The sequence below is a fragment of the Neobacillus sp. Fa239 genome, assembly GCF_055395235.1.
This window is the reverse complement of the sequence record NZ_AP041611.1, coordinates 4,809,416-4,833,084: the sequence shown is the minus strand read 5'-3', so window position 1 is coordinate 4,833,084 and position 23,669 is coordinate 4,809,416. Positions and strand designations below refer to the sequence as shown.

Sequence of the window (23,669 nt, the reverse complement as noted above, 5' to 3'; positions counted from 1 at the left end):
ACTAGCTATTCAATAACAAAGGTGTGATAAAAATGTCAACCAGTTCAAATTTAAATTGGCTTACTGATTTAAATGTATTTGCTGTAAATCGCATTCCAGCACATTCCGACCATAAATATTACCGAACGTTGGAGGAGGCAAAAGCGGCGGGTCCAATGAACATGCGCCATGGCCTGAATGGTGACTGGAAATTCTATTATTCTGTCAATCCGGATCATCGGCCGGAACTATTTTTCCAGCAGGATTTTGATTGTTCGCACTGGGCGAATATCACCGTGCCGGGGCATATCCAGCTGCAGGGCTACGGGAAACCGCAATATGTCAACACCATGTATCCATGGGACGGTCATGCAGAGATCCGTCCTCCTGAAATCCCGATAGAGGATAATCCCGTTGGAAGCTATGTGAAATTTTTTCATCTGCCTGATTCGATGGCAAATAAACCGGTCTATATTTCGTTTCAAGGTGTCGAATCAGCCTTTTATGTATGGTTGAATGGTGAATTTGTCGGCTATGGTGAGGATTCCTTTACTCCGGCTGAATTTGAATTGACCCCTTTTGTAACCGCTGGCGAAAATAAGCTTGCTGTAGAGGTTTATCAGCGCAGCACCGGCAGCTGGCTGGAGGATCAGGATTTTTGGCGTTTTTCAGGAATTTTCAGGGATGTATACCTCTATACGGTACCGGAGATACATATCGAGGATGTATTTGTCCGAACAGAGTTGAATGCCAATTTTTCCAAAGGAGTTCTAACAGCGGATTTAAAGTTTCAATCTGCCCGGCCTGCATGTATCGTCGCAGAGCTGTTCGATGCCAATGAAGGCTTAGTCGCTTCCGCCCTGGGGGACAGCCTTTCGATTGAGGTAGACCGGCCGCAGCTGTGGAGTGCGGAAAATCCTTATTTATACCAATTATATATAAAGGTGTATAACGAGGCTGGACAATTGGTGGAGGTGGTTCCGCAAAAAGTGGGCTTCCGAAAATTTGAGCTCGTTGATAAAATCATGCGGCTGAATGGGGAACGGATTGTGTTCAAGGGTGTGAACCGGCATGAATTTAATTGCCGCCGAGGCCGTGCGATTACGAAGGAGGACATGCTTTGGGATATTCAAACGCTTAAGCAGCATAATATTAACGCTGTTCGGACGTCCCATTATCCTAACCAAAGCTATTGGTATGAGCTTTGTGACGAATACGGGATCTATTGTTTAGATGAAATGAATCTTGAAACGCATGGCTCTTGGCAAAAGATGGGCGCTGTTGACCCGTCCTGGAACATTCCGGGCAACAAATCTGAGTGGCAGAACATTGTCATGGACCGGGCTGTTTCAATGGTGGAACGGGATAAAAACCATCCATCGATTTTGATTTGGTCGTGCGGCAATGAATCGTATGCCGGTGAAGTCATTCTCAACGTTTCCCGCTATTTTAAATCCGTTGATCCGAGCCGGCTTGTCCATTATGAGGGAGTGTTCCATAACCGTGATTATGATGAGACAAGTGATATGGAAAGCCGGATGTATGCGAAGCCTGCCGATATTGAAAAATATCTCTCGGAAAACCCGGATAAGCCGTACATCAGCTGCGAGTATATGCACGCGATGGGGAATTCACTCGGCGGGATGAAAAAATATACCGATTTAGAGCAAAAGTACCCGATGTATCAGGGCGGTTTTATCTGGGATTATATTGATCAGGCATTGGTTATGAAGGATCGATACGGCAAGGAATTTTTAGCATACGGGGGTGATTTTGACGATCGCCCGACCGATTATGGCTTCTGTACCAATGGAATCGTCTATGCCAATCGCGAGGTATCACCCAAGATGCAGGAAGTAAAATATTTGTATCAAAACTTGAAGCTGGCGCCGGACCGGAACGGTGTTGTGATTACGAATGACAGCCTTTTTACCGATACGTCCGGGTTGGTGCTCGAATACCGGCTTTTTCATGAAGGGAAGGAGCTGTATTGCAATCAGCTTTATGTGGTCGTTCCAGCTTTGAGCGAAGGCCGTGCCGAATTTGATTGGCCACAAGATATCGCAAGCGATGCCGGCGAGTATTGTATTCATGTTTCCTTCAAATTGAAGGTGGATCAAATTTGGGCGAAGGCAGGATATGAGGTTGCTTTCGGACAATTTGTATTTCCAGTGCATGGTTCACCAGCGAAACTCCCATCAGGTGATTTAAGGATTGTTCATGGGGATGTGAATATCGGGGTTCATGGCCGTGATTTTTCAGCTATGTTCTCGAAACAGGCGGGGAGTCTCATTTCTTTAAACTATTCAGGAAGAGAAATGATTGCCTTGCCGCCGGCTCCGCTATTCTGGAGGGCGACCACGGATAATGACCGGGGCTTTTCCCAGAGTTTCCATTCCGGGGTTTGGCTTGCTGCGAGTCTGGCCCGTAAATGTACAGGTTTTGAGGTTGAAGAAGCGGAAGGCTTTGCTACAATTGCCTTTACCTATAAATTTTCAATTAGTGATGTGGTCGAGGTGAAGGTAGCGTATACGGTTTTTCCGGACGGGAGACTTCACGTGAAATCAAAGTATCTTGGGGCTGACAATAATCTGCCGCAAATCCCGATCTTCGCCTTAACATTTAAGGTTTCGGCGGATTATGACCAATTGGAATGGTACGCCATGGGACCAGAGGAAAATTATCTGGATCGGTGCAGCGGCGCAAGGCTTGGTGTGTTTAAAAATCAGGCATCTGAAAATCTTTCTGGATATGTGATGCCGCAGGAGTCTGGCAATCGTACCGGAGTTCGCCGGGTAAGTCTGACAAATCAAGATGGTATGGGGATTAAAATTTCATCCGTTAGCATACCGCTCGAGTGCAATTTTTCGCCTTATACCGCATTCGAGCTGGAGAATGCACAGCATCATTTCGAGCTCCCCAATATTCACTATACCGTTGTGACGATTGCAGGCAGACAGATGGGTGTCGGCGGCGATGACAGTTGGGGGGCACCGGTACACGCGGAGTATCTGATTCGTGCTGATCAAGAGATGGAATTTGAATTTATGATTCAGCCGGTGTGAATATTTGCTGAAAAATGCGCAGATTCGCTAATAGAATGTGGAAATTCGCTAATAGACGGGTTCGATTCGCTAATAGAATATTGAAGTTCGCTAATAGACTGCAATAATTCGCTAATAAAACTTTAATACGCAAATAAAACGGCTGGATTCGCAAATAAATCAATTCAATCCGCAAATAAAAGGTTTTTTAATAAAGAAAAATCCACCTTTATTTGCGGAAATCAACGATTATCTGCGAAACCCAGCAGACCACACAATAAAAAAGACCGCCAGCCAAATGGCTGGCGATCTAACCCATCTATTTTTCCTGCAACCGGATTAATTGCGTCCCGGTTTTGCCGTTATCAATCGATTTAACGAGCCCGATACCTTTGGCATAATAGGTGATATACCCGGAGTCGTCCTTTACCTCGATACAATTTTTAAAAGTTCCCGCAGGCGTTTTTACTATTTTCGTTATCGATGTAATCCGGGCTTTTCCTTCGCCATCAAAGCCGACATTCCAGGCTTGTCCAATTTTGATTGGATATTTGATATCGGTATAATATTCAGAGTCGATAAACCCAGTAAAAAGTCCCTTGCTGTTTTCACGAACAATAAATAGCTGCTTGTCACCTCGGCTTGGTAAATAGGTCCATTGATCCCAGCCATTATATTTTTTCCCTGAAGGAATCATCCTGTAGGTACCCGTTGCAGACTTATAAGTATAGATCTTTGTTTTATCGAGTAAATAGCTGGCTTTTTTAGCGGTAAAGCTCAAATACTTTGAAAAAAGATAGGCATTCTTCGTTTTGTAGTGAATTTCAGACCACCCTGATTTCGTTTTCGCGTAGACTGTCACCTTCCTGCCCTTTTTGAGGGTGCCGATTTTTTTGGCGTTCATGGAAGGTTTTTCCCTTACATTTAAAAGACTGGCGGTTACGGTGGCAGCGGAACTGGAAGCGGCATGTGCATCCATCAGAAACGGAAGGAACATGCTAAGTGAGAAAATGAGAGAAATGGATAGTTTGATGAGTTTTTTCATAGTCTCCTCCAAATCTTTTTATTACTATAATTGTAGCGAATGGGAGAAGAGGGGGTAAATGAATATTTAACCCAATATTTAGACAATTAACATCAAGAACCGTCCAAATTTTGTAGAATGGAAGGTCGACAAAAAAGGATGACCCGGCTGAGTCATCCTTTTTAAAATGCTATTTTAATATTTTAATCTTAACTGTTTTTCTTCCCCATTGTAATGCCTGGCTCTTGGTAGGAAGATAGATATCAATTTTATTTCCTTTAATGGCACCGCCTGTGTCAGCTGCGATCGCATAGCCGTAGCCTTCCACATAAACTTTTGTGCCTAACTTGATCACTTTCGGATCGACGGAAATTACTTTTACATTTGGATTCTTCTTTAAGTCAATTCCGATTGCAGTCTTACCGGAGCATCTTGTGCAGCTGGCTGTATAAGCAGAAGCGCTAACTGTAAGTACTTTTACAACTTTTGGCGCCGGTTTACTAACTGTGACCTTAGTCGACGGTTTTTGCACCGATGTAGCTACGACCGGCTTCGTAATTTTTAATACTTGCTTTGGGTGAATAATATCAGATTTAAGGCTGTTCCATTTTTTTAAGTCACTAATTGCGATTTTATATGTATGGGCAATCTTATAAAGTGAATCTCCACTCTTAACTGTATATGTATTGGATGCTGCTAATGCGCCGCTATTTATGCCTAAAGCCAAAAAGGATGCAAATCCAAATGTTATTAAAAATTTCTTCATATTGGAAACCCCTCTTTTCTATGTTATATAAAAGATAACATAGAAGTATTACAGTTATATTTCAATAGTTTACTAGTTTAATGACATTTTTTTTACATAGCCGGCAAAAATCCGAAATTTGTTGTCAAAAAGAAAATCCCCTCGAAGCTTCGAGGGGATGTCATTTTATAGTACTTTTACCAACACCGCTTTGCTGACATTTTTCGCTGCATCCGCTGCGGTTATTGATAACTTTGTACCTTTCTTTTGTGTCTTGATTTTGACATTAAATCGGCCGGCTTTATCAGCATGGGCAGTCCCAATGACCCTGCTGCCTGCCTTAACGGTGATGACGGCATAGGCCTCAGCGGTTCCGGTCACTTGGGTGGTCGTCCGATAAACCCTATTTACTTTTGGAGAATGTGGTGCTGTTTTATCCAAAACTGTGATGAGCTTGGAGGCACTGCTATTGCCAATTGCATCGGTAACCAATACGGAAACTCTGCTGCCTGCTTTTGCGACGGGGATGGTGATAGAATAGGCGCCATTTGTGTTTGCGGAACCCGTATATACTTTCGTCCCAATTTTGACTGTTACCTTTGCGTAAGGCTTGGCAGTTCCGGAAACGGCAGTCGAATGATCCGATACGGCATTAACCTGTGGGACTGCCGGCTTAGGGAGCAAGATTTTTAAAAGATAAGGTGCTGAGCCGCTGGCCAAATTGGCATCAATGTAATATTTTCCTGTCTGTTTGGCGGTAAAGGTAAGACTCTCATTCGATGTATCTGTTTGGGTACTTGAGCTCAATTCCGGCACATAGTTTGCTGATTCATAATCGACCGTTTTTGAATTAGGTCCATAGACATATAAATCAAGATCACTGCCGTTAGTAGCTGCGGATGTCATGGTCAGTGTGACCTTATCGCCTTTTGCCAGATTGATGGAATAAACATCATCGATATCATTTTCATCTAAAAAGTCCCTTATTACTCTTGTCTTAAGCGGAATGGCAACGGGGATGTCATCATCCTTTACCGTTGGTTTGCTCGTCAGCTTGATTGTGTATTTTCCAGCACCTTGTTCGGCTTGAGCCGCAATATAATAGGTGCCTGTTTTTGTAACGGGATAGCTTACATATTCTTCTGATCCGGAATCCGTCAGGGAGCGAATCGGTGTTCCAGTATTAATATTTGTTGTAGATGAACCATACAAACGATAGTCAAAATTCGTTCCCTTCGGGCCATTAAAGCTGAAGGAGTACGTTTTTCCAGCTGTAAGTGTGACCGCCTGGATATCCAAAACATCACTGTCAGCATTCAGTTCACCGGTTGCGGTTAATCCATTCATTTTCATTCCCGGCAAGCGGTCATCATACACATACGTAATGGGTGCTGACGGATTAGACTCTTTGCCGCTCGAATCGACTGAAGTTACGGTATATTCATAGGTTTTTCCAGGAACTGCTGTCCCGTCTTGAAAATGTCCGCCGGTCACGGGGCTGCTCGTAATCTGTATAGGTGAGCCAGTTCCTACTTCCTTGCGATAAACATTGTAGCCAGAGAAGAATCCGTAATTGTCCCAATATACGGTTGGTGTGTTCTGATTAAACCGCACATTTACTCCAGCAGGAGGAGCCAGCACACCAGCATTATCAAGGTTAAACGTTAATGCCTTATAAGCATTCAGCTTCTTGCCGCTTAGGATCTTGGTTTGTAACGAAGCTAAACTATCACCGGATGCGAGAATAATATTTTTTAATGTTACCGGATTCAAGTCCGGATATTTATTCTCTAAAAGGGCGGCAACTCCGGTAACATGCGGTGTCGCCATCGATGTGCCGCTAAAATAGGCATACGCATTATCATAGTTTTCATCAGCAAGGTAGTTAAGGTTTATTTTTGCCACATCGGGATTGTTACTTGTTACATAATCAGCATAAGGTGCATCCAAAAGCTGGTAGTGATCCCCATCGTAAATCGTTCCAGCAGCCCCTGTCACCGGGCGCGTTTCACCCTCTCCTGAGATGTTGAGCGATAGGGTATCTGTTACAAAACTGGTATTTTCATTTTGATATAAAATATCTTCTCCACTAAGAAGGAGCGATTTGCTGCCTTTTTTCAAAAATTGATCAAGTGTGCTGATATCGCTGGACGTCAGGTTCGGGTTGTCCGAGCCCATTGCGTCCCCCGTAAACCAGATGACCGTATCGTACCCGCTTAAGGACGCCAGATTAGGTCCGTCTTGGTCGGTAGCCACAGTTCGTACCGTAAAGGAGAGACCGGCATTTTTTAATAGAGTCGAATAGATGTTTAAAACAGGATCATTGCTGGCAGTGGATTCATTATCTTGAACCAGCAGAATTTTGGATGCTGATGTAACCCCTAAATAATCGACCGCTTTTTGAAATGCAGTCTGCCGGTCGATGGTGCTGAAATTTTCAAAGCCAAATCCGTTAAAAATGGCTTTGTAATGGGAAGTGGTATTGTTTATTTGGGCAGCAGCACCGATTTCGCTTTTTTTCGGAACCGTGCTTAAAATGTTTACTCCGGGAGCGGCAATATCTACGGACTGGGAGCCGTAATTTGAAAAATCAGCGAGGTTTCCCGCATTATCAAGCGCCGCAACGGAGATAATATTTGGACTATCGTAGCTTGCAGGATAGTCAGGTTGCTGGTCATTATCAAGCCCGTCATTTCCAGCGGCAGCAACAAACAGCATATTGGATTTTTCAATTGTCTCCTTCAAGGCTTGGTCATCTTCGCCACCGGCCCAGCTGTTATTGGAAATCTTGACGCCCATCCTGGTGGCATATTCAATGGCTGAAATGGCATCAGCTGTTGAGCCGCCATCCGGGCCAATGAATTTTAACGGCATGATTTTCACATTCGGAGCAATACCGGTTATGCCAATTCCATTGTTGCCAGAAGCGGCAATGGTCCCGGCCACATGTGTGCCGTGTTCATCCCCATCCTCTGGGTCGAAAACGGTATTATCATGGTGATAGAAGTCCCAGCCATTAACATCATCGACATACCCATTTCCATCATCATCAATGCCGTTGTTCGGAATTTCGCCTGGATTCGTCCAGATATTATTTTTTAAATCAGGATGATTGATATCGATGCCTGTATCAATCACGGCAACTACTACTGGACCATTGTCAGGCAATTGATTAAATGATTGCATTGCTTCGGGGTAATCGATATCCATATTGTTCACCCCGGTGGTTCCGTTCACGTTCTGCCCAGTATTATTCAAACCCCATAATTTATTAAAATAAGGATCATTGGGTAAGTCAGTAGGAAGATACTTATAATTGGGCTGAACAGAGAGCACAGAGGGGTCGTTCTTTAAGGTATTGATAAGACTATCAATGTTCGCACCCTTTTGCGTTTTCACGACCTCAGCACCGATCGAACCAAGCTTCTTCAGAATTTTAAAGGCATGCCTGCTGCGAACGTTGACGGCAGAAGTGTTATTCTTGTATTTAATAATTAATTGATCCGGCTCATACTTTTGTTTAAAGGAACTTATTCTAGTCGCTGCATTTGGAGGAGTGCTTTTTATGGATGGATGGTTCCCCTCGACGCTGCTTTTTCCAAGTCCAGTCGAGGTTCCGTTTATTGCGGCACTTGCCATATTTGAGAAGGAAGTAGAAAAGGCAAGAAAAAAGACCACCATTTTAATAGATAAATGTTTAAACATGAGGAAAGCTCCCAACCCGGTGCCTGTCACCGTACTTATTATTCTATTAAAATATTTTACAGTATTCATAGACAAAATAATATATGGTTTTCTTGAGGACATCCTTTAAACAGAAAAAAAGCAGGTTCGCCATCCATTAGGATAGTTAACCTGCTTTGTCCTATTTTATTTACGTGTTAAATGTTCATTCTCAACCGCTAATTCCAAATATTTGAGGAATTCCTCACGAAGGTCGGGTCTTCTTAAGGCGTAATCAACGGTTGCCTGCAGGAAGCCCTGCTTGTCCCCAACGTCATATCTGCGGCCTTCAAAAATATAGGCATACATGGCTTCTTTTTGGGCCAGTTCTTTTAGGGCATCCGTTAATTGGATTTCGCCGCCCTTACCAGGACTTGTGTTCTCGAGGATTTCAAAAATTGCCGGATTGATAATGTATCTGCCAAGAATTGCGATGTTGGAAGGTGCACTGCTGGCAGCCGGCTTTTCTTCCAATCCTCTTACTTTAAACACACGTTCCTCAATTTCTTTGCCATCAATAATTCCGTATTTATCTACGTCTTCGAGGGCAACCTCTTGAACGCCGAGGATGGTCGTTTTGTATTCCTCGTATTTTTCAATCATTTGCTTTAAGCATGGCTTTTTAGAGTAGACAATATCGTCGCCAAGCAAGACGGCAAATGGCTCGTTGCCAATGAAGCTTTTTGCACAATGAATCGCGTGGCCAAGGCCTTTCGGCTCTTTTTGACGGATATAATGGATGTTGACCATATCGGAGATTCGACGAACCTCATCCAACAGTTCCACTTTTCCTCGTGATTCCAATTCAAGCTCCAGTTCAACTGATTTATCAAAATGGTCCTCAATGGACTTCTTGTTTCTTCCGGTTATAATGAGAATTTCTTCAATCCCCGATTCGACAGCTTCCTCAATTATGTATTGAAGTGTTGGCTTATCGACAATCGGCAGCATTTCCTTCGGCTGGGCTTTTGTAGCGGGAAGAAACCTTGTCCCTAAGCCGGCTGCAGGAATAATCGCTTTACGTACTTTCAACTTTTTCTCCTCCTTATGTCTAGTACTTAATGATATCTTACCATACCTATATCATACAACAGTCCCATTAATTTTTTCTTAATAATTTTCGGTGGGTAACATTTTCGGTGACACTTTTCCGTGACAGGCACCGTTCGTGGACATTTTACCCCTATTTGTCCGCGTGGGGTGGACAATCGTGAATTGTACTAAATCATCACAAGTATGAAATATAAGGATGAATTGTAATTTTTTATCATAAATATTCGATGTAAGGAGGATTTTAATTGTTCATGTCGAATAATTGTAATGTAGTTTGCTGTAGATAATGCCCCCAATTTGCTATCCGTTTTTTCCCCAGACGATCGAAACTCAACCAATTTTTATTCTGTTTAAAAAGGAGTGATCATCTTGTCACGTAGGCCGCGTGCATGGCTGCCAGGTGCGAAATACCATATTACCAGTCGAGGAATTCGAAAAATGGCGTTATTCGAAGATGATGAAGACCGACGTAAATTCCTCCTTTTAATAGAAGAAACACAAAACCAATACCCCTTTAATCTTCAATCCTATTGTCTGATGACCAACCATATTCACCTTCAGCTCGAAACAATCGACACTTCTCCCAGCAGCATTATGAGTAATCTTAATACAAAGTATGCCAAGTTTTTCAATAAAAAGTATCAGTATTCAGGACATGTATTTGACAAACGGTATCATTCTGAACATATTGATTCGGCTGCCTATGAATTGGATGTCAGCAAGTATATTCATTTAAATCCGTTGAAGGCCGGGTTGGTAGCTAAACTGGAGGATTACCCTTGGAGCAGCTACCGAGCGTATATTCTAGGTGAAGAAAATCCTCTCATCAATAAAACACAAATATTTTCTTATTTTCCAGATCCGAAAGCTGCACATTATGATCAATTTGTGAAAGCGCCGGATTTAATACCACCGGTCCCAAAATTTTTATAAAAATGGAGGTGCACGCAATGTCTGCTAAAGTAACGAGTGTAGGATTGAAGGGAATGGAGGGCTATCGCGTGAATGTTGAGGTCGGGACGTTTATAGGGGCAGAGTCTGTAAAAATTGTCGGCCTGCCGGATGCGGCTGTCAAGGAATCAAAGGAACGGATCATTGCTGCACTAAGGTCGCTCGGTTATACCCTTTCCGGCCAAAAGATCATCATCAATCTTTCTCCTGCAGAACAAAAGAAAAGCGGACCCATGTTTGATTTTCCTATGGCAATCAGTGTGCTGTTAAGCCTAAATGAATTAGTGATCGAGATTCCAAAAAACACAGGCTTCATAGGAGCTTTATCGTTAGATGGCTTGATCCTTCCATTTGAAGGAATGCTGCCTTCTGTTCTCGCTGCCAAAAGACTGGGCATTGAAAAACTCTATCTTCCTTTTGATCCAACCCTTCCAAAGATCGAGTTCGATGGAATGGAATTTATTTATGTATCGGCATTGCAGGAGGCCATTTTACATCTTTTGGGGCAGTGGAATTCCCCGCAGCGAATTGGATATGAAGAACAAGCTAAAGGAGTTGATTATTTAGATTTTCAGCAAATTGTCGGACAGCGCCATGCGAAGCATGCGTTAGAGGTGGCGGCAGCAGGAGAGCATCATGTCCTGATGGCCGGCCCGCCGGGGTGTGGTAAAAGCTTGCTGGCTGAGAGCTTTCCTTCGATTTTGCCTCGACTAACAAAAGAAGCACAGCTGGAAGTGATGAGCTTGTATCAATTGAGCGGAACTTCTTTTCCTCAGATTACATTACCACCATACCGTAATCCCCATCATTCCGCTTCAAGCATTTCCATTATCGGTGGCGGGCAGTACCCTAAACCAGGAGAGATCTCCTTGGCTCATCGAGGGGTTTTATTTTTAGATGAGATAGCTGAATTCCCTAAAAAAACGTTGGACATGCTCCGCCAGCCTTTTGAAAATGGTCATGTAACGATTAGCCGGACGCATGCGACGCTTACCTATCCAGCATCGTTTATTTTAATTGCTGCCATGAATCCTTGCCCTTGTGGATATGCCGGGTCTCAATCCCATTATTGTACATGCTCGCCGAAGCAGATACTTGCCTATAAAAATAAGCTTTCCGGACCACTAAGGGACCGGCTGGATATTCAGCTTTACTTAAAGCCGATTGATTTTAAAAAGATAATCGGCAGGGAGGAGCCGTCGAAGGTTATTCGAAAAAGAGTGGAGGATGCACGTGCCAGGCAATATTTTCGATACGGGAGGGAAATCTGCAACAGCAGGGTACCATATGAGGAATTAATCGACAGGAGCCCCCTAACCAAAGAGCAGCAGGTGACACTTCAGCAATTTTTCATTAAACGGAATTGGAGCAATCGCACACAAATAAAAATCATCCGCCTCGCACGGACAATCTCTGACCTTAATGGTAGACATAGCATATCAGATGAAAGCATTTGGGAAGCAACCATGTTAAACAGCGGTCAGGAAAAAAGAGAATCAGCATTAAGAGGGATGTAGCCAGCTGCTGCATCCCTCCTTTATAGGTGCCTTTTATTGGTGCCTGTCACCCTTCGTGGACATTTGTGGGTGTTTTGTCCGTTTAGGGTGGACACGGTTGTTGAAGTAACTGACTTCCCTTGGTGTGTGGTTGGATTGGTATGGAAAGGGATCAGAATTTTCTTTGGATTACTAGCATGATTTATTTTACAACGGCGCCGGTTTCAGGTCCTGCATAGATTTGCACTTTACCAAATTGCTTTGTTTGAATGATATACACATTCTGTTGTGGTTCTCCTAAAATTTCGTATTGAAGACCCCCAAATTTGCTGGGATGTAAACGAGTCGGCAGGGCATTTTCTTTTACGGGTGCGACATTTAGGGGGTAGACTCTCCATGAAGATGCGGAAGCAGGAAGAAAAAGTGTCTTATGTTGACGATTACCGGTGTCATTGGAAGAAGGGGGTTGCGTACCGGAACCGGTATTACTGGCGGGATTATTGCCTTTTTGCAGTGTTAGCGCCTTAGCGAGACCGTTTACATGGCCACGTGCCACGTTTTCAATCCAATCATGATTTTTCATTTTAGCTGCGTCAGACGCATGGTCAATAAAGCCATTCTCTGTCAGAAGGGCAGGCATTTTCGACTCCCTAAGGACATGGTAGTTTGCTTTCTTTCTTCCCCGGTCGGTCAACTCGTTCAATTTTACAACTTCGGGATGAATAATTCGTTGAATTTTAGCTGATTGTGAATTGTCAGACAGGAGGTCATGAATATAATCCTCATAACCGGTTCCTCCACCTGAATTAATATGAACAGAAAGATAATAATCTGCACCCCAAGCATTCGCCATATCCGTTCGCTCCTGAAGCGAAACCGTTTGGTCTCCAGTGCGGCTCAATTTAACGGTAGCATTTTCATACTCTTTTTCTAAAATATCGCGAATTCTCGTGGCGATGGAAAGTGTCACATTCTTTTCGAACAAACCATTTCCATCCGCTCCCGGATCAGCCCCTCCATGGCCGGGATCAATAAAAATTTTTACCATTATAATCACCTCATACTATTATATGCATCGATAAGGACAATCGTGAGGGTGGTGACAGGCACCGTTCGTGGACATTTCCAAGCATTTTGTACGCGTGGGGTGGACAACAATTCGATTGAAATAGTTTATACGATAATGTCCCAACAGTTACCAACGTGTGAATGCTATTTTTATAGTCTTAAAGACTCATGTTTTTGATAGAATAGTAAAGGCTAATTTATTCAGCGCTAAGGGGGAAATATGAAAGTTTTATCAAGGGCTCTACTCTATTCTATTCTTCTATTATTAACTCTCTCCATTCTCACTCCAAGTGAGTCAACGCATGCGGAAGCAGTCTGCAAAGGATTAAATCCTCTAACGGATCCATTGGCGATTCGAATGGAACAAGGTGAAACGGTTATTTGGGAGCATGTAAATCCAACTCTCCTTTCAGCTAAAGCAAAATATGAACAATTATTGCAGGAAAAAGGCTGGACCATCCGCTATAGCTCTGCCTACCGTCCTTTTCAATATCAAAAGCATTTATATGAAATTGTAACCGGACCTTCAAGTGTTTGTAAAAATATTGAAAAGAATAAGCACGGCCTTGCTGCTTTAGTTTCAAAGCCCGATCCAAATGCTCCGCACACAAAAGGAATTGCATTCGATGCAACCATATATGACGAACACGGCAAAGCATTAAATGGCCTCCATTTTGTTAGTGCCTCACTTATTAACTTAGCCAAACAAGCAGGTTTAAAATTTATTAATACTAGTAAAGACGGGGTTCACCACCAAATCATTGACCTTGCTCTAAAACAACCTCCAGCTCCAAAAGAAACTACCTATCTTGCGAAAGGAATAGTAGTATCTGCTGCCGGATTGGATGTAAAAGCTTCACTCAATATAACAGCGCTAAAAATCGGCTCCATTTCTAAAAATGCTCAAATAGATATAACAGCACAATCAGGTGATTGGTATAAAATTAAATTTGTTCGTACTGATGGCTGGATATTGGGAAACAATGGCAGCATAAAAATTTCTTATATTAACAGTATTAAGGTTCCTTATTATGTAAACTTATTGAGCAAGCCAAGCTTTACTTCGAAAAATTATGGGAAGATTGCCTCGCAAACTGTTTATTTTATAAAAAATAACGGAAATGGCTGGTATCAAATTTCTTCATCAGTAGGAGCAGTCTGGATCTTCATCAATCCAAAAACATTAAAAGAACTTAAAACAAATAAAAAAGTCACTTTATATAATCAGCCATGGACCACATCAAAGGCGAATGGACAAATTGCCCCGCAAAAAGTAAAAGTCTTAATTGACCGCGGCGATGGCTGGTATCAGATCTCAACATGGTTAGGTGCCAAATGGATTTTGGTAAGATGACATGCCGCAAAAGCCTGCGCCTTTTTGAAGCGCAGGTTTTTTCTATTTTAACATCAGGGAAGTGCCCACCCCAAACGGACAAACAGGGTCAGAATGTCCACGAACGGTGCCTGTCACCAAAAAAGTCACCAAAAAAATACGTCTCAAGCCCTAGATCTTTTTACTTTCCCAGTCTATGGCGGGAAGGATTTTTTTGGTGTATTGTTGAACTAATGAGGGATGAACCCATGATTTTTTTAATAAAATGAAACATTGAACGAAAAGTGTTCGTATAAATAGTCAGGATTCTTAAGGTCAGGAGTCGATTTGCATTGAACCCTATTTTATCGTTAATTTTACGATCGTTTGTAGCCGTGCCCATCGCTGTTATCGCATAGATCATCAGTTTTTTTATGTTTAGTCAACCCTTCTTGGCTTCTACAGGTTTAGCGATCGTTGCCGGGATTTTTACCCATTTAATATTAGGGGGCTATATGCTATCCCGTTTTTTGAAAAAACATCATCTTGCGAGAAAAGAATATCGTTATATTTTTAAAAATTTAATCGAAGCCAGAAGGAAAATCCGCCGTTTGCAAAAAGGGCTTTTCGGGGTTCGCGATCTTGCTTTTGTCAAACAAAGAATCGATATTCTCCGCATTACCAAAAAAATATTCAAAATCACTATTAAAGAACCAAAGCGGTTTTACAAGGCCGAGCAATTTTATTTTTCGCATTTGGATTCCGTTGTGGAGCTAACAGAGAAATATGGATTCCTTTCCTCACAGCCAAAAAAGAACATGGAAATCGAACAATCGTTAATCGAAACAAGGAAGACTTTAAATGAGCTTTCTCAAACATTGGAACAGGATTTATATAAAATTATTTCCGATGATATCGATCATTTGAATTTTGAAATTGATGTAGCCAAGCATGCAATAAAAATGGATAAGGACTCTAAATTTCACGAGGAAAACAGGTGGTTAAAATGAGTGAGAACAATTTAAATAGTGGTAATTTATTGGATGATATTCTAGCGAATCCTTTCGGGGATCAACAAGACACGTCATTTAGTCCATCATCTCCACAGATACAGCAACAAGAAAAGCCGAAAAAACTGATTGATGTAATTCCGGAGGAAAATCGGGCAAAAGCGTACCAGCTGGCTGAGCAAATTGACCCGAAAAACCATCAGGCGATGATTCTATATGGTACCCAGGCGCAAGGAAAGCTGCTTTCCTTCTCCCATACGATGCTTGAGCATGTGCAAAAGAAGGATGTTGGGGAAATCGGGGAAATCATTAATGATTTAATGAAGAGACTAAACGAGGTAAGTCCGGATGAGCTGACAGAAGGAAAGCCGTCCTTATTTGCGCGGATGTTCGGGAAAATTTCCGGCTCGCTGCAGGAGGTGCTTTCCAAATATCAAAAGACAGGCGCTCAAATTGATCGGATTAGCGTCAAGCTCGACCGCAGTAAAAATGCACTGATGTCCGACATTAAATTGCTGGAGCAGCTCTATGAAACCAATAAAGAATATTTTCATGCGTTAAATGTGTATATTGCAGCGGGGGAAATTAAGCTTGAGGAAATGCATCAGAAAACGATCCCTCAACTGAAAAAAGCGGCGGAAGTTACAAATGATCAAATGAAGTTTCAAGAGGTTAAAGATATGCTCCAATTTGCCGACCGCTTGGATAAACGGTTGTATGATTTGAAACTGAGCCGCGAAATTACGATTCAAAGCGCTCCGCAAATCCGTCTGATTCAAAATACCAATCAGGCCCTTGTGGAAAAAATTCAATCGTCCATTATGACGGCGATCCCGCTTTGGAAAAATCAAGTTGCGATTGCTTTGACGTTGATTCGGCAGCGTCATGCCGTTGAGGCGCAAAAGCAAGTTTCCAAGACAACCAACGAACTATTGTTAAAAAATGCTGAAATGCTAAAAACCAATACCATTGAAACAGCCAAAGAAAATGAGCGCGGCCTCGTAGATATCGAAACCTTAAAGAAAACGCAGGAAAGCCTAATTACCACACTCGAAGAAACCATGCGAATCCAAGAAGAAGGCCGAAACAAGCGTCGCCTAGCCGAGCAAGAACTGGCTACCATGGAAAACGAACTGCGACTCAAACTATTAGAAATCAAAGGGCAATAATGCGGGGAATAAATAATGCCTGTCACCATAGCTAGCAATATGCTAGCTATGGTGACAGGCACTATTCTTTGCATGATCTTTATTTATTAACTTTAACTGCGTTGTAGTATTCTTCGAGGGTGATTCCTTGGCTGGTGATTTTTTTGGCTAATTCTGTTCCTACGTAGCGGATGTGCCATGGTTCGTATTGGTAGCCGGTGATGGATTCTTTTCCTTTTGGGTAGCGGATGATGAAGCCGTAATCGACAGCGTGTTTTTGCAGCCATTTGGCTTCCGGGCTGCCTCCGAAGCAATCAGTCGCCGCACATTTCCCATCCCCTTCTGTCACATCTATGGCCAGGCCTGTTTCATGCTCGCTTGTTCCGGGAATTGCACTATAGGTCCTTGCCTTTTCATACCCGTCCCTATTCACATAGGTATTAAAAAGAGAGATTTGAGTCGCTTCGGATCTGTATGCCGACACTCCCAAAAAATAGACGCCTTGCGCTTTGGCGGCAGCAAATAGTTTTTTGATGGCAGAAGCTGCTACCCTGCGCATTTCCCGCTTTTCTGACTTCGCTGCTGCAGTCGGAATAAACGGGATTTTGGTATAAACAAGATCGCTCGGCTTATAGCCAGTGGGCAGCTTATTTTGCTTGTTGACCAAAACCGCCATGCTCTCAGGATTAGCCTCATCCTGCCTCTTTTGTGCATCCAGCCTTTCCTGCTCCTTCAGTATTTCCGCTTGAGTCTCCTGCTTTTTCCCTGCAGTATTATAATTAAAGAACGAACAGCCTGCTAATGATAGAGCTGCCACGAAACAACAAATTCCTATTGAAATTATTTTAACCATACCAAACTTCCTTTTTGAAAAATTAATAACCCAAATTCACTTCATTCAAGGATATTCCTATCTCTAATGGACGTCAATACGTGAATGAAGTTACAAAAAAACAGTAATTCAACATAAGATACAATAAAACGACAGCAATCTCTAGAATATCAAAAATGAAGACAAGTGAAAATGGAAATTTAGGCATGAAAATCATCTGGCCTCCCCGTTCCAAAATAAGACAATCGCCCAAACTTTGACGTGCCTACAAAATTTGTTATCATGGTGATGGACTTTATTTTCCTCGACATATGATTTGGAGGTTATTATGGAAAATCTATTAAAGGTAATGACGGTTTTCGGAACAAGGCCCGAAGCAATTAAAATGGCCCCGCTGGTAAAAGAGCTGGAAAAAAACAAGAATAAAATCCAATCAATCGTAACTGTTACAGCTCAGCACCGTGAAATGCTGGACCAGGTTTTGAATATTTTTGAGATTGTTCCTGATTATGATCTGAATATTATGAAGGATAGACAATCTTTGATTGACGTAACCACTCGTTGTCTAGTAGGTTTAAATGAAATTTTTCAAAAAGTGAAGCCGGATATTGTTTTGGTTCATGGTGATACCACGACAACGTTTGTGGCGAGCCTTGCGGCTTTTTACCATCAAATTCCGATCGGGCATGTTGAAGCCGGGCTGCGCACGAGAAATAAATACTCACCTTACCCTGAAGAAATGAATCGCCAGCTGACAGGGGTGCTGTCCGACCTTCATTTTGCCCCAACTGAACAGTCAAAACAAAATCTTTTACATGAAAATAAACCGGAAGCATCCATTTTTGTGACGGGAAATACGGCAATCGATGCCTTAAAAACAACCGTCAGGGACCATTATTCCCATCCTGTTTTAGACGAGCTTGGTTCCGACCGACTAGTACTCATGACCGCCCACCGCCGCGAAAATACCGGAAAACCAATGGAAAATATGTTCTCGGCGATTAAAAGGCTGGTCGACAAGTACGAAGATATCCAAGTGGTTTATCCCGTTCATATGAACCCGGTGGTCCGGGAAATAGCGGCGAGAATCCTTGGGGATCATAACCGTATCCATCTTATCGAGCCATTGGATGTCATTGATTTCCATAATTTTGCTTCAAGGTCATATTTACTTTTAACTGATTCTGGCGGAGTTCAAGAGGAGGCGCCATCTTTAGGTGTGCCCGTTCTGGTGCTGCGTGACACAACCGAACGCCCTGAGGGAATTGCAGCAGGCACTTTAAAGCTTGCCGGGACTGATGAAGAAACCATCTTCCAGCTTGCGGATGAATTACTATCCGACAAAAGCGCACATGACCAAATGAGTAAAGCATCGAATCCATATGGAGACGGTCAGGCTTCAAGAAGGATTGTCGAAGCTATCCTTCAACATTTTGGTGTCTAGGCTGAATATTAAGAAATATCTTTTTTCACTGATCCGGAAGGATTTCCCATATAGCCTTGTGAAGCATAAGCTATGGGACATTTGACCCTTTTAAAGGACTTGTATATAACATATATTTTTAGTAACACATAAATCGTACGAAACGGCAAAACCATTGAAAAATGGTGACGCAAAACTAAAGGGGCTAATGTTTTTTAAACGATGCTTGCCAGTTACCGAACACGAACAACTCCTGCGATTTATGTAAACCGATTGAGGAGGTTTCATGTGTGAAAAAAATCATTATTAAAGGTAAATATTATTGGCATTCTTTTCAGCACCATTATAACGAGATGTTGCACCATGATTGTCTTTGTGAGGAATTAAAATCAAAATATAAGGTAAAAGCCATCTATCATAATAGCAAGGCCATTGAACTGGCGACGCTATGCAGCTAATTCTAATAAAAATGGAGAAGCCTAGGAACTGTTCCTAGGCTTTTAATTTATGTTCAATTTCAAATTTCTGCACAAAGTTACAGCTGGAACAGGCTCGTCCAATGAGTCTTTTGGTTTTTGCATTTTGATAATAGATTTCTTCAAATCCACAGACAGGGCATTCGATAATATGGAAGATTTCTCGTTCCCCTAATACGGCATCCAATAAGGCTTCAAAATACAATCCCAATACACCCCTATCGACTGTTTTCCCTAACCTTAACAAATTGTCCATGTGAGAAATGAAGAAAATTGTCAGTCGGACAAGAAATGTTTTCGACAGGATTCCTTATAGAAAGGCTTGACCTTTCTATTCAACGATATTGGAAAACGTAAGTAATTGATCAATGAATTTCCAATAAATTGGACATCCTAATACTGACTAATTCCGTTAAGGGAGGAATGATTTTGAAAAAAAATGAGGACAAAACAAGTGAAGGCTTAAATCAAATTTTTGAAATCATTAATGCGAAGGGAGACACTGGCGAGTTGAAGGAAATCGTGGAAAACGGTGAAACAACAGACCGCGAAAAGGAATAAGAAAAAACCAGGGTCAGACCCCTTTATACGATGGAGGCTGGCCCTATTCATTTCCATACTGATAGGAATGGGATTTAAACCAAAATTGGATGGTTCCGTCTGTATGTTGTGAATACTTCAGCTGCCCCTGTTCCAAGGCCTGAATTAAGCTATCCTTTGCCAGTTCCTGTTTCACCATTAATTCGTTTATTAATCTATCAAACTCGTTGGACTCTTTATCTGAGGATATCACTTCGAGGCGTGCCTCCATGACATCGAGGAATTCACCTTTATGATTTACCAAATTGTCGGGAGCCGGAAGTGCCGCTGCCTTTTGAAGAAGTTTCATTTGTTCCATTTTTGTTTGACTAGTATCCATACCGGAAAGGAAGCTTTTTAATATTTGGTCACTTTGAGCATTCAATGCCTGCTCCTTGGATACATAATGAACCAATTTATTCTGATCAACCTGCTTGGTTACTATTAAAAAAATACCTGCAACGGCAATGCAGAGTAACATCCCAATCATTGCAAATATGACCTTAAATCTAGGATTCTCTTTTTTTGGAACAGCCATTTTTTCACCAGACAAGAGAAGGCCCTTCACTTGCAGCTCTTCCAGCTCACGGCGGATTTTTTGTTGGGCAGGAGTCAGCATTACAAGTCCCCCATAGATATTTTTTACTAATCCTATCCTACTACAAAATGTAACAAAAAATCCATTTAATCACCAATTTTCCAACAGTATTTAATAGGATATTTCTTACTTCATACAAATAACTCAAAACTATGTAAAGAACTCACAAAATATTGCACACCTTTCTTTATCTCCAAAACCCGAAAGAATTGGCTCATCCAAAATAGGAAAAAATAGTCCTCTAGCAGAATTTCCAATCCCCATCCTAAAATGCTAGAATGGAAGATAAATAGTGAACGATTTTACAATTAATGGAGGATAACCATGAAATATATTTGGTCACTAAGCTTTTTCCTGCTTTTCTGTTCCTATATGGCAACACATACCTATGCAGATGAACTTAATATTCAGCCTAAAATCTCAAAATCAAATACTAGCATTATTTTTGATGAAAACAAAGAATTTGATAATCAGGAATTAATCGTGAAATTTGCGCCAGACACTGCAAAAGCTGAAAGAAGCTCAATTTTAAAACAAGCCAATGCCATTGAAGAATCCTATTTGGCGGACAGCGGTTTTTCGGTTGTTAAGCTCGCCAAAAAGGATGCCCCATCAACGGTTGCGAAAAATCTATTAAAGAATAAACAGGTCGTTTTTGTGGAACCGAACCATCAGATGAAAAGCACCTATATTCCACAGGATCCAAGCTACAACCAACAATGGTATTTGAGCAAAATTAACATGCCTAAAGCGTGGGATCTAACGAAGGGCTCCTCCAACATTACCGTAGCCGTCATTGACGATGGGGTTCAGCAGGACCACCCTGAATTGAAAGGGAAAATTGTCAGCCCCTATAATGCAGTGACCGGGGGAACGTACTATCCTCCACAGGAGCATGCAACACATGTGGCTGGCATTATTGCCGCTTCCCACAATCATTTAGGGATTGCCGGGATTGCCCCCAATGTAAAAATCATGCCGATTAATGTATTTAACGGTGATGAAGCAAGTGACATTGATGTCGCAAAGGGGATTAAATATGCAGCGGACCACCATGCCGATATCATCAATATGAGTCTCGGAAGTGAAGGCTATAGCTATCTATTAGATTATTATGCATCTTATGCCAAGGCGAAAGGCGTGCTCCTCATTGCGGCAGCAGGAAACGATGGCTCATTTACACCGATGTACCCCGCCGCATTGGGGTCGGTAGTAGGTGTCAGTGCAACCGATAAGGCCGATAGAATCACCTATTTTTCAAATCGGGGTTCGGATATTGATTTTGCTGCACCGGGTCTGAATATCTATTCTACGATAAACGGAAGTTCTTATGATTCACTGTCCGGCACCTCGATGGCCGCTCCCATTGTCACCGGAGTTGCCGCACTCGTTCGGTCGAAAAATCCATTTTTAACCCCTGACCAGGTTCTTGCCGTCATGGAAAAATCAACTGTGGACCTGGGGGCCAAAGGCCGGGATGACTATTATGGCTATGGAAGAATCGACGCCTTTAAGGCCGTTTCCAATACTCCATCTCCGATGTCCAATATAACCGGACCAAGTTCGTATACGATGACGGGGAAAAATAAAGCAGCCATTTCCTTCATTGTTTCAGGCAAGTCAAATGTTTCCGTCCTTATAAAAAATGCGAGCGGGAAAGTCATGAGGCAGGTTCTTGCCAATAAAAGCTTCTCCCACACAAAAGTATCCGCCCTTTGGGACGGAAAATCAGATGGAGGCAAATTTGTTTCGACTGGAACGTACAGTGTCCTGGCAAAAATCTCGAATAGTAAAACTACCGTCTATAAAACGGCCATCATTAAGGTAGTCAATCATACGTATCGTGATATTATCGTGTCAGGTGCCTATGCATTTTCGCCGGTATTGAAAAGACAAATTACGGTACCTTACCAGTTAACACAACCAGCAAAAGTAACAGCCGTCGTTACCGATCAAGCTGGAAAAACAGTCAAGACCCTATTCGCCAACAAAACATTATCAGCAGGATGGAAATCATTGATTTGGGATGGGAAAACATCAAGTGGCAAACGATTGAAGGATGCTGATTATTATCTATCCATCTCACTCCTTGATCAAGATAATAAAAAGTTTAAAACGAAAAAGGTTCAGGTCAAAGTGGACAGCACTAGGCCATCCGTAACGGTATCTGTTCCCGCTTTGATAAAAGTAGACAGTTACTCCCATCCATCAGGAACTTTTGCTCTTACTGAAACGGCCGCAATGGTTGTCAATGTCCTTGATGAAAAGGGGACGATTATTAAAAAAGTCATAAATCATCAAGGCACACCGGGCACCGTTACGATCAGCTGGGATGGGAAAAATGCGAAAGGTCAGCTTGTGGAGGAAGGAAAATACCGGTATCAAATTCAGCTAAAAGATATAGCGGGAAATACGGCGACCATCAACAGCAATCTGTTCGACGTGCAGGATTGGCGGATTCCGACTATCCAGTCCACAAAGGATGTTGATTTTAAAACAAAAGGCACGATGACTTTCGGCTATAGTTTGATCAAGCCAGGAATAGTGACAATCGGCATTTATCAGGGCAGTACCTTGATTAAAACCATCCAAACGGATACTGAAGAACCTGCAGGAAACAGCAGCTTCCAATGGGACGGAACGGATGACTCCGGTGCACAAGTGCCGGATGGCGATTATCAATTGAAAATTAACACTGTCGATCATTACAACCTTTCGTATCTATTCACAGGGAATGTTCATGTGCAGCTTGAGCAGTAGAATTTAACTGAACAATACTATTAAAATGCTAAAATAAAAAACAAAGCACACGAGATTGATACTATCTCGTGTGCTTTGTTTTTAGGAAAGTGTCTTTCCATTATGAAAATAATTTTTTACGGGGGCGATTCCAAACCTTTATGTAGGTACTGCCTTCCTTGCAGCGGAAGATCTTAATCCCAATCAGTTTTAAAGGTGTGAAGATTTCTTTCATTTGCAGTAATGGCATCATTCGACCTCCCTAACGGTTTATAGTTTCATCATACAAGAATTTAAATTGAGTAAAAGTGCTAAATTATCGATAAATTTCGATTATTTTTGAAAGGTTCAAACTGGAAAATCCTTTTTGTGAGTTTTTCCCTATTTCAAATATAAATATCCAACTTTTGATAGAATCAAACAAACGATGGAAGATTAATAAAAAAATTACAAAAAACTCTATGAATCT

At 42.0% G+C, this 23,669-nt stretch carries 19 protein-coding genes and 1 riboswitch; of the genes, 10 read left to right on the top strand and 9 right to left on the bottom strand.

Annotated features, from left to right (window positions below; genetic code table 11):
* Positions 1 to 32: 32 nt before the first annotated feature.
* Positions 33 to 3,044: a beta-galactosidase, LacZ type gene (gene lacZ / locus ACZ5XR_RS23885; RefSeq protein ID WP_464498966.1), complete on the top strand. Its 3,012-nt coding sequence runs from the start codon at positions 33 to 35 to the stop codon at positions 3,042 to 3,044.
* 298 nt (positions 3,045 to 3,342) lie between these two features.
* Here lacZ and ACZ5XR_RS23880 read toward each other — a convergent pair whose 3' ends face one another.
* The 4 genes from ACZ5XR_RS23880 to galU form a co-directional block, all read right to left on the bottom strand.
* On the bottom strand, positions 3,343 to 4,068 hold the full coding sequence (locus tag ACZ5XR_RS23880) for an SH3 domain-containing protein (RefSeq protein WP_464498965.1): 726 nt from the start codon (positions 4,066 to 4,068) through the stop codon (positions 3,343 to 3,345).
* Positions 4,069 to 4,237: 169 nt separating this feature from the next.
* A complete protein-coding gene (locus ACZ5XR_RS23875) occupies positions 4,238 to 4,813 on the bottom strand; it encodes a 3D domain-containing protein (protein WP_464498964.1) in 576 nt (191 codons plus the stop codon).
* 165 nt (positions 4,814 to 4,978) lie between these two features.
* Positions 4,979 to 8,497, bottom strand: a complete 3,519-nt coding sequence (locus ACZ5XR_RS23870) for a S8 family serine peptidase (protein WP_464498963.1) — start codon at positions 8,495 to 8,497, stop codon at positions 4,979 to 4,981.
* Positions 8,498 to 8,662: 165 nt separating this feature from the next.
* Entirely contained in the window at positions 8,663 to 9,547 is an 885-nt protein-coding gene (galU, locus tag ACZ5XR_RS23865) for a UTP--glucose-1-phosphate uridylyltransferase GalU (RefSeq protein ID WP_464498962.1), read from the bottom strand.
* Between the two features lie 390 nt (positions 9,548 to 9,937).
* On the opposite strand from galU, the gene ACZ5XR_RS23860 reads away from it, so the two are divergent.
* Together ACZ5XR_RS23860 and ACZ5XR_RS23855 are read left to right on the top strand one after the other, a co-directional pair.
* The gene (locus tag ACZ5XR_RS23860) at positions 9,938 to 10,501 is read left to right on the top strand and encodes an REP-associated tyrosine transposase (protein WP_464498961.1); all 564 of its coding nucleotides are present in this window, start codon (positions 9,938 to 9,940) and stop codon (positions 10,499 to 10,501) included.
* 17 nt (positions 10,502 to 10,518) lie between these two features.
* Positions 10,519 to 12,036, top strand: coding sequence for a YifB family Mg chelatase-like AAA ATPase (locus ACZ5XR_RS23855; protein ID WP_464498960.1), 1,518 nt, complete (start codon positions 10,519 to 10,521; stop codon positions 12,034 to 12,036).
* A 181-nt stretch (positions 12,037 to 12,217) separates the two neighbouring features.
* On the opposite strand, the gene ACZ5XR_RS23850 is transcribed toward ACZ5XR_RS23855, so the two are convergent.
* A complete protein-coding gene (locus ACZ5XR_RS23850) occupies positions 12,218 to 13,063 on the bottom strand; it encodes an N-acetylmuramoyl-L-alanine amidase family protein (RefSeq protein ID WP_464498959.1) in 846 nt (281 codons plus the stop codon).
* Positions 13,064 to 13,303: 240 nt separating this feature from the next.
* On the opposite strand from ACZ5XR_RS23850, the gene ACZ5XR_RS23845 reads away from it, so the two are divergent.
* From ACZ5XR_RS23845 to ACZ5XR_RS23835, 3 genes are all read left to right on the top strand, one after another.
* On the top strand, positions 13,304 to 14,437 hold the full coding sequence (locus ACZ5XR_RS23845; protein ID WP_464498958.1) for a hypothetical protein: 1,134 nt from the start codon (positions 13,304 to 13,306) through the stop codon (positions 14,435 to 14,437).
* A gap of 377 nt (positions 14,438 to 14,814) precedes the next feature.
* Entirely contained in the window at positions 14,815 to 15,405 is a 591-nt protein-coding gene (locus ACZ5XR_RS23840) for a 5-bromo-4-chloroindolyl phosphate hydrolysis family protein (protein WP_464502421.1), read from the top strand.
* A complete protein-coding gene (locus tag ACZ5XR_RS23835) occupies positions 15,402 to 16,574 on the top strand; it encodes a toxic anion resistance protein (protein ID WP_464498957.1) in 1,173 nt (390 codons plus the stop codon). Before ACZ5XR_RS23840 ends, ACZ5XR_RS23835 begins: the two co-directional genes overlap by 4 nt.
* Before the next feature lie 79 nt (positions 16,575 to 16,653).
* Here the strand turns inward: ACZ5XR_RS23835 and ACZ5XR_RS23830 are convergent, their stop codons facing one another.
* The gene (locus ACZ5XR_RS23830; RefSeq protein ID WP_464498956.1) at positions 16,654 to 17,406 is read right to left on the bottom strand and encodes a M15 family metallopeptidase; all 753 of its coding nucleotides are present in this window, start codon (positions 17,404 to 17,406) and stop codon (positions 16,654 to 16,656) included.
* A gap of 307 nt (positions 17,407 to 17,713) precedes the next feature.
* On the opposite strand from ACZ5XR_RS23830, the gene wecB reads away from it, so the two are divergent.
* Positions 17,714 to 18,829 carry a non-hydrolyzing UDP-N-acetylglucosamine 2-epimerase gene (wecB, locus tag ACZ5XR_RS23825; protein ID WP_464498955.1) on the top strand — a complete coding sequence of 372 codons (1,116 nt, stop codon included), beginning with the start codon at positions 17,714 to 17,716 and terminating at the stop codon, positions 18,827 to 18,829.
* Positions 18,830 to 18,963: 134 nt separating this feature from the next.
* Positions 18,964 to 19,049, top strand: a riboswitch (cyclic di-GMP riboswitch).
* Positions 19,050 to 19,098: 49 nt separating this feature from the next.
* On the top strand, positions 19,099 to 19,266 hold the full coding sequence (locus tag ACZ5XR_RS23820) for a hypothetical protein (protein WP_464498954.1): 168 nt from the start codon (positions 19,099 to 19,101) through the stop codon (positions 19,264 to 19,266).
* 34 nt (positions 19,267 to 19,300) lie between these two features.
* Here ACZ5XR_RS23820 and ACZ5XR_RS23815 read toward each other — a convergent pair whose 3' ends face one another.
* Complete coding sequence (locus ACZ5XR_RS23815) at positions 19,301 to 19,489, bottom strand: acyltransferase (RefSeq protein ID WP_464498953.1); 189 nt, start codon at positions 19,487 to 19,489, stop codon at positions 19,301 to 19,303.
* Positions 19,490 to 19,713: 224 nt separating this feature from the next.
* Between ACZ5XR_RS23815 and ACZ5XR_RS23810 the strand changes: the two genes are divergently transcribed.
* Complete coding sequence (locus tag ACZ5XR_RS23810; RefSeq protein ID WP_464502461.1) at positions 19,714 to 19,845, top strand: hypothetical protein; 132 nt, start codon at positions 19,714 to 19,716, stop codon at positions 19,843 to 19,845.
* A gap of 43 nt (positions 19,846 to 19,888) precedes the next feature.
* Here the strand turns inward: ACZ5XR_RS23810 and ACZ5XR_RS23805 are convergent, their stop codons facing one another.
* Positions 19,889 to 20,482, bottom strand: coding sequence for a hypothetical protein (locus ACZ5XR_RS23805; protein WP_464498952.1), 594 nt, complete (start codon positions 20,480 to 20,482; stop codon positions 19,889 to 19,891).
* Between the two features lie 303 nt (positions 20,483 to 20,785).
* Here ACZ5XR_RS23805 and ACZ5XR_RS23800 point away from each other — a divergent pair, with 303 nt between their 5' ends.
* Positions 20,786 to 23,221 carry a S8 family serine peptidase gene (locus ACZ5XR_RS23800; RefSeq protein ID WP_464498951.1) on the top strand — a complete coding sequence of 812 codons (2,436 nt, stop codon included), beginning with the start codon at positions 20,786 to 20,788 and terminating at the stop codon, positions 23,219 to 23,221.
* 100 nt (positions 23,222 to 23,321) lie between these two features.
* Here ACZ5XR_RS23800 and ACZ5XR_RS23795 read toward each other — a convergent pair whose 3' ends face one another.
* Positions 23,322 to 23,453 (bottom strand): hypothetical protein, encoded by a 132-nt coding sequence (locus tag ACZ5XR_RS23795; RefSeq protein ID WP_464498950.1) that lies wholly within the window; start codon positions 23,451 to 23,453, stop codon positions 23,322 to 23,324.
* Between the last annotated feature and the right edge of the window lie 216 nt (positions 23,454 to 23,669).

Coding starts and splice junctions, on each gene's coding strand:
- ACZ5XR_RS23800 (WP_464498951.1), top strand. CDS start 20,786: ATGAAATATATTTGGTCACTAAGCTTTTTCCTGCTTTTCTGTTCCTAT.
- ACZ5XR_RS23835 (WP_464498957.1), top strand. CDS start 15,402: ATGAGTGAGAACAATTTAAATAGTGGTAATTTATTGGATGATATTCTA.
- ACZ5XR_RS23870 (WP_464498963.1), bottom strand. CDS start 8,497: ATGTTTAAACATTTATCTATTAAAATGGTGGTCTTTTTTCTTGCCTTT.
- lacZ (WP_464498966.1), top strand. CDS start 33: ATGTCAACCAGTTCAAATTTAAATTGGCTTACTGATTTAAATGTATTT.
- ACZ5XR_RS23845 (WP_464498958.1), top strand. CDS start 13,304: ATGAAAGTTTTATCAAGGGCTCTACTCTATTCTATTCTTCTATTATTA.
- ACZ5XR_RS23805 (WP_464498952.1), bottom strand. CDS start 20,482: ATGCTGACTCCTGCCCAACAAAAAATCCGCCGTGAGCTGGAAGAGCTG.
- ACZ5XR_RS23855 (WP_464498960.1), top strand. CDS start 10,519: ATGTCTGCTAAAGTAACGAGTGTAGGATTGAAGGGAATGGAGGGCTAT.
- ACZ5XR_RS23875 (WP_464498964.1), bottom strand. CDS start 4,813: ATGAAGAAATTTTTAATAACATTTGGATTTGCATCCTTTTTGGCTTTA.
- ACZ5XR_RS23830 (WP_464498956.1), bottom strand. CDS start 17,406: ATGGTTAAAATAATTTCAATAGGAATTTGTTGTTTCGTGGCAGCTCTA.
- ACZ5XR_RS23795 (WP_464498950.1), bottom strand. CDS start 23,453: ATGATGCCATTACTGCAAATGAAAGAAATCTTCACACCTTTAAAACTG.
- ACZ5XR_RS23880 (WP_464498965.1), bottom strand. CDS start 4,068: ATGAAAAAACTCATCAAACTATCCATTTCTCTCATTTTCTCACTTAGC.
- wecB (WP_464498955.1), top strand. CDS start 17,714: ATGGAAAATCTATTAAAGGTAATGACGGTTTTCGGAACAAGGCCCGAA.
- ACZ5XR_RS23850 (WP_464498959.1), bottom strand. CDS start 13,063: ATGGTAAAAATTTTTATTGATCCCGGCCATGGAGGGGCTGATCCGGGA.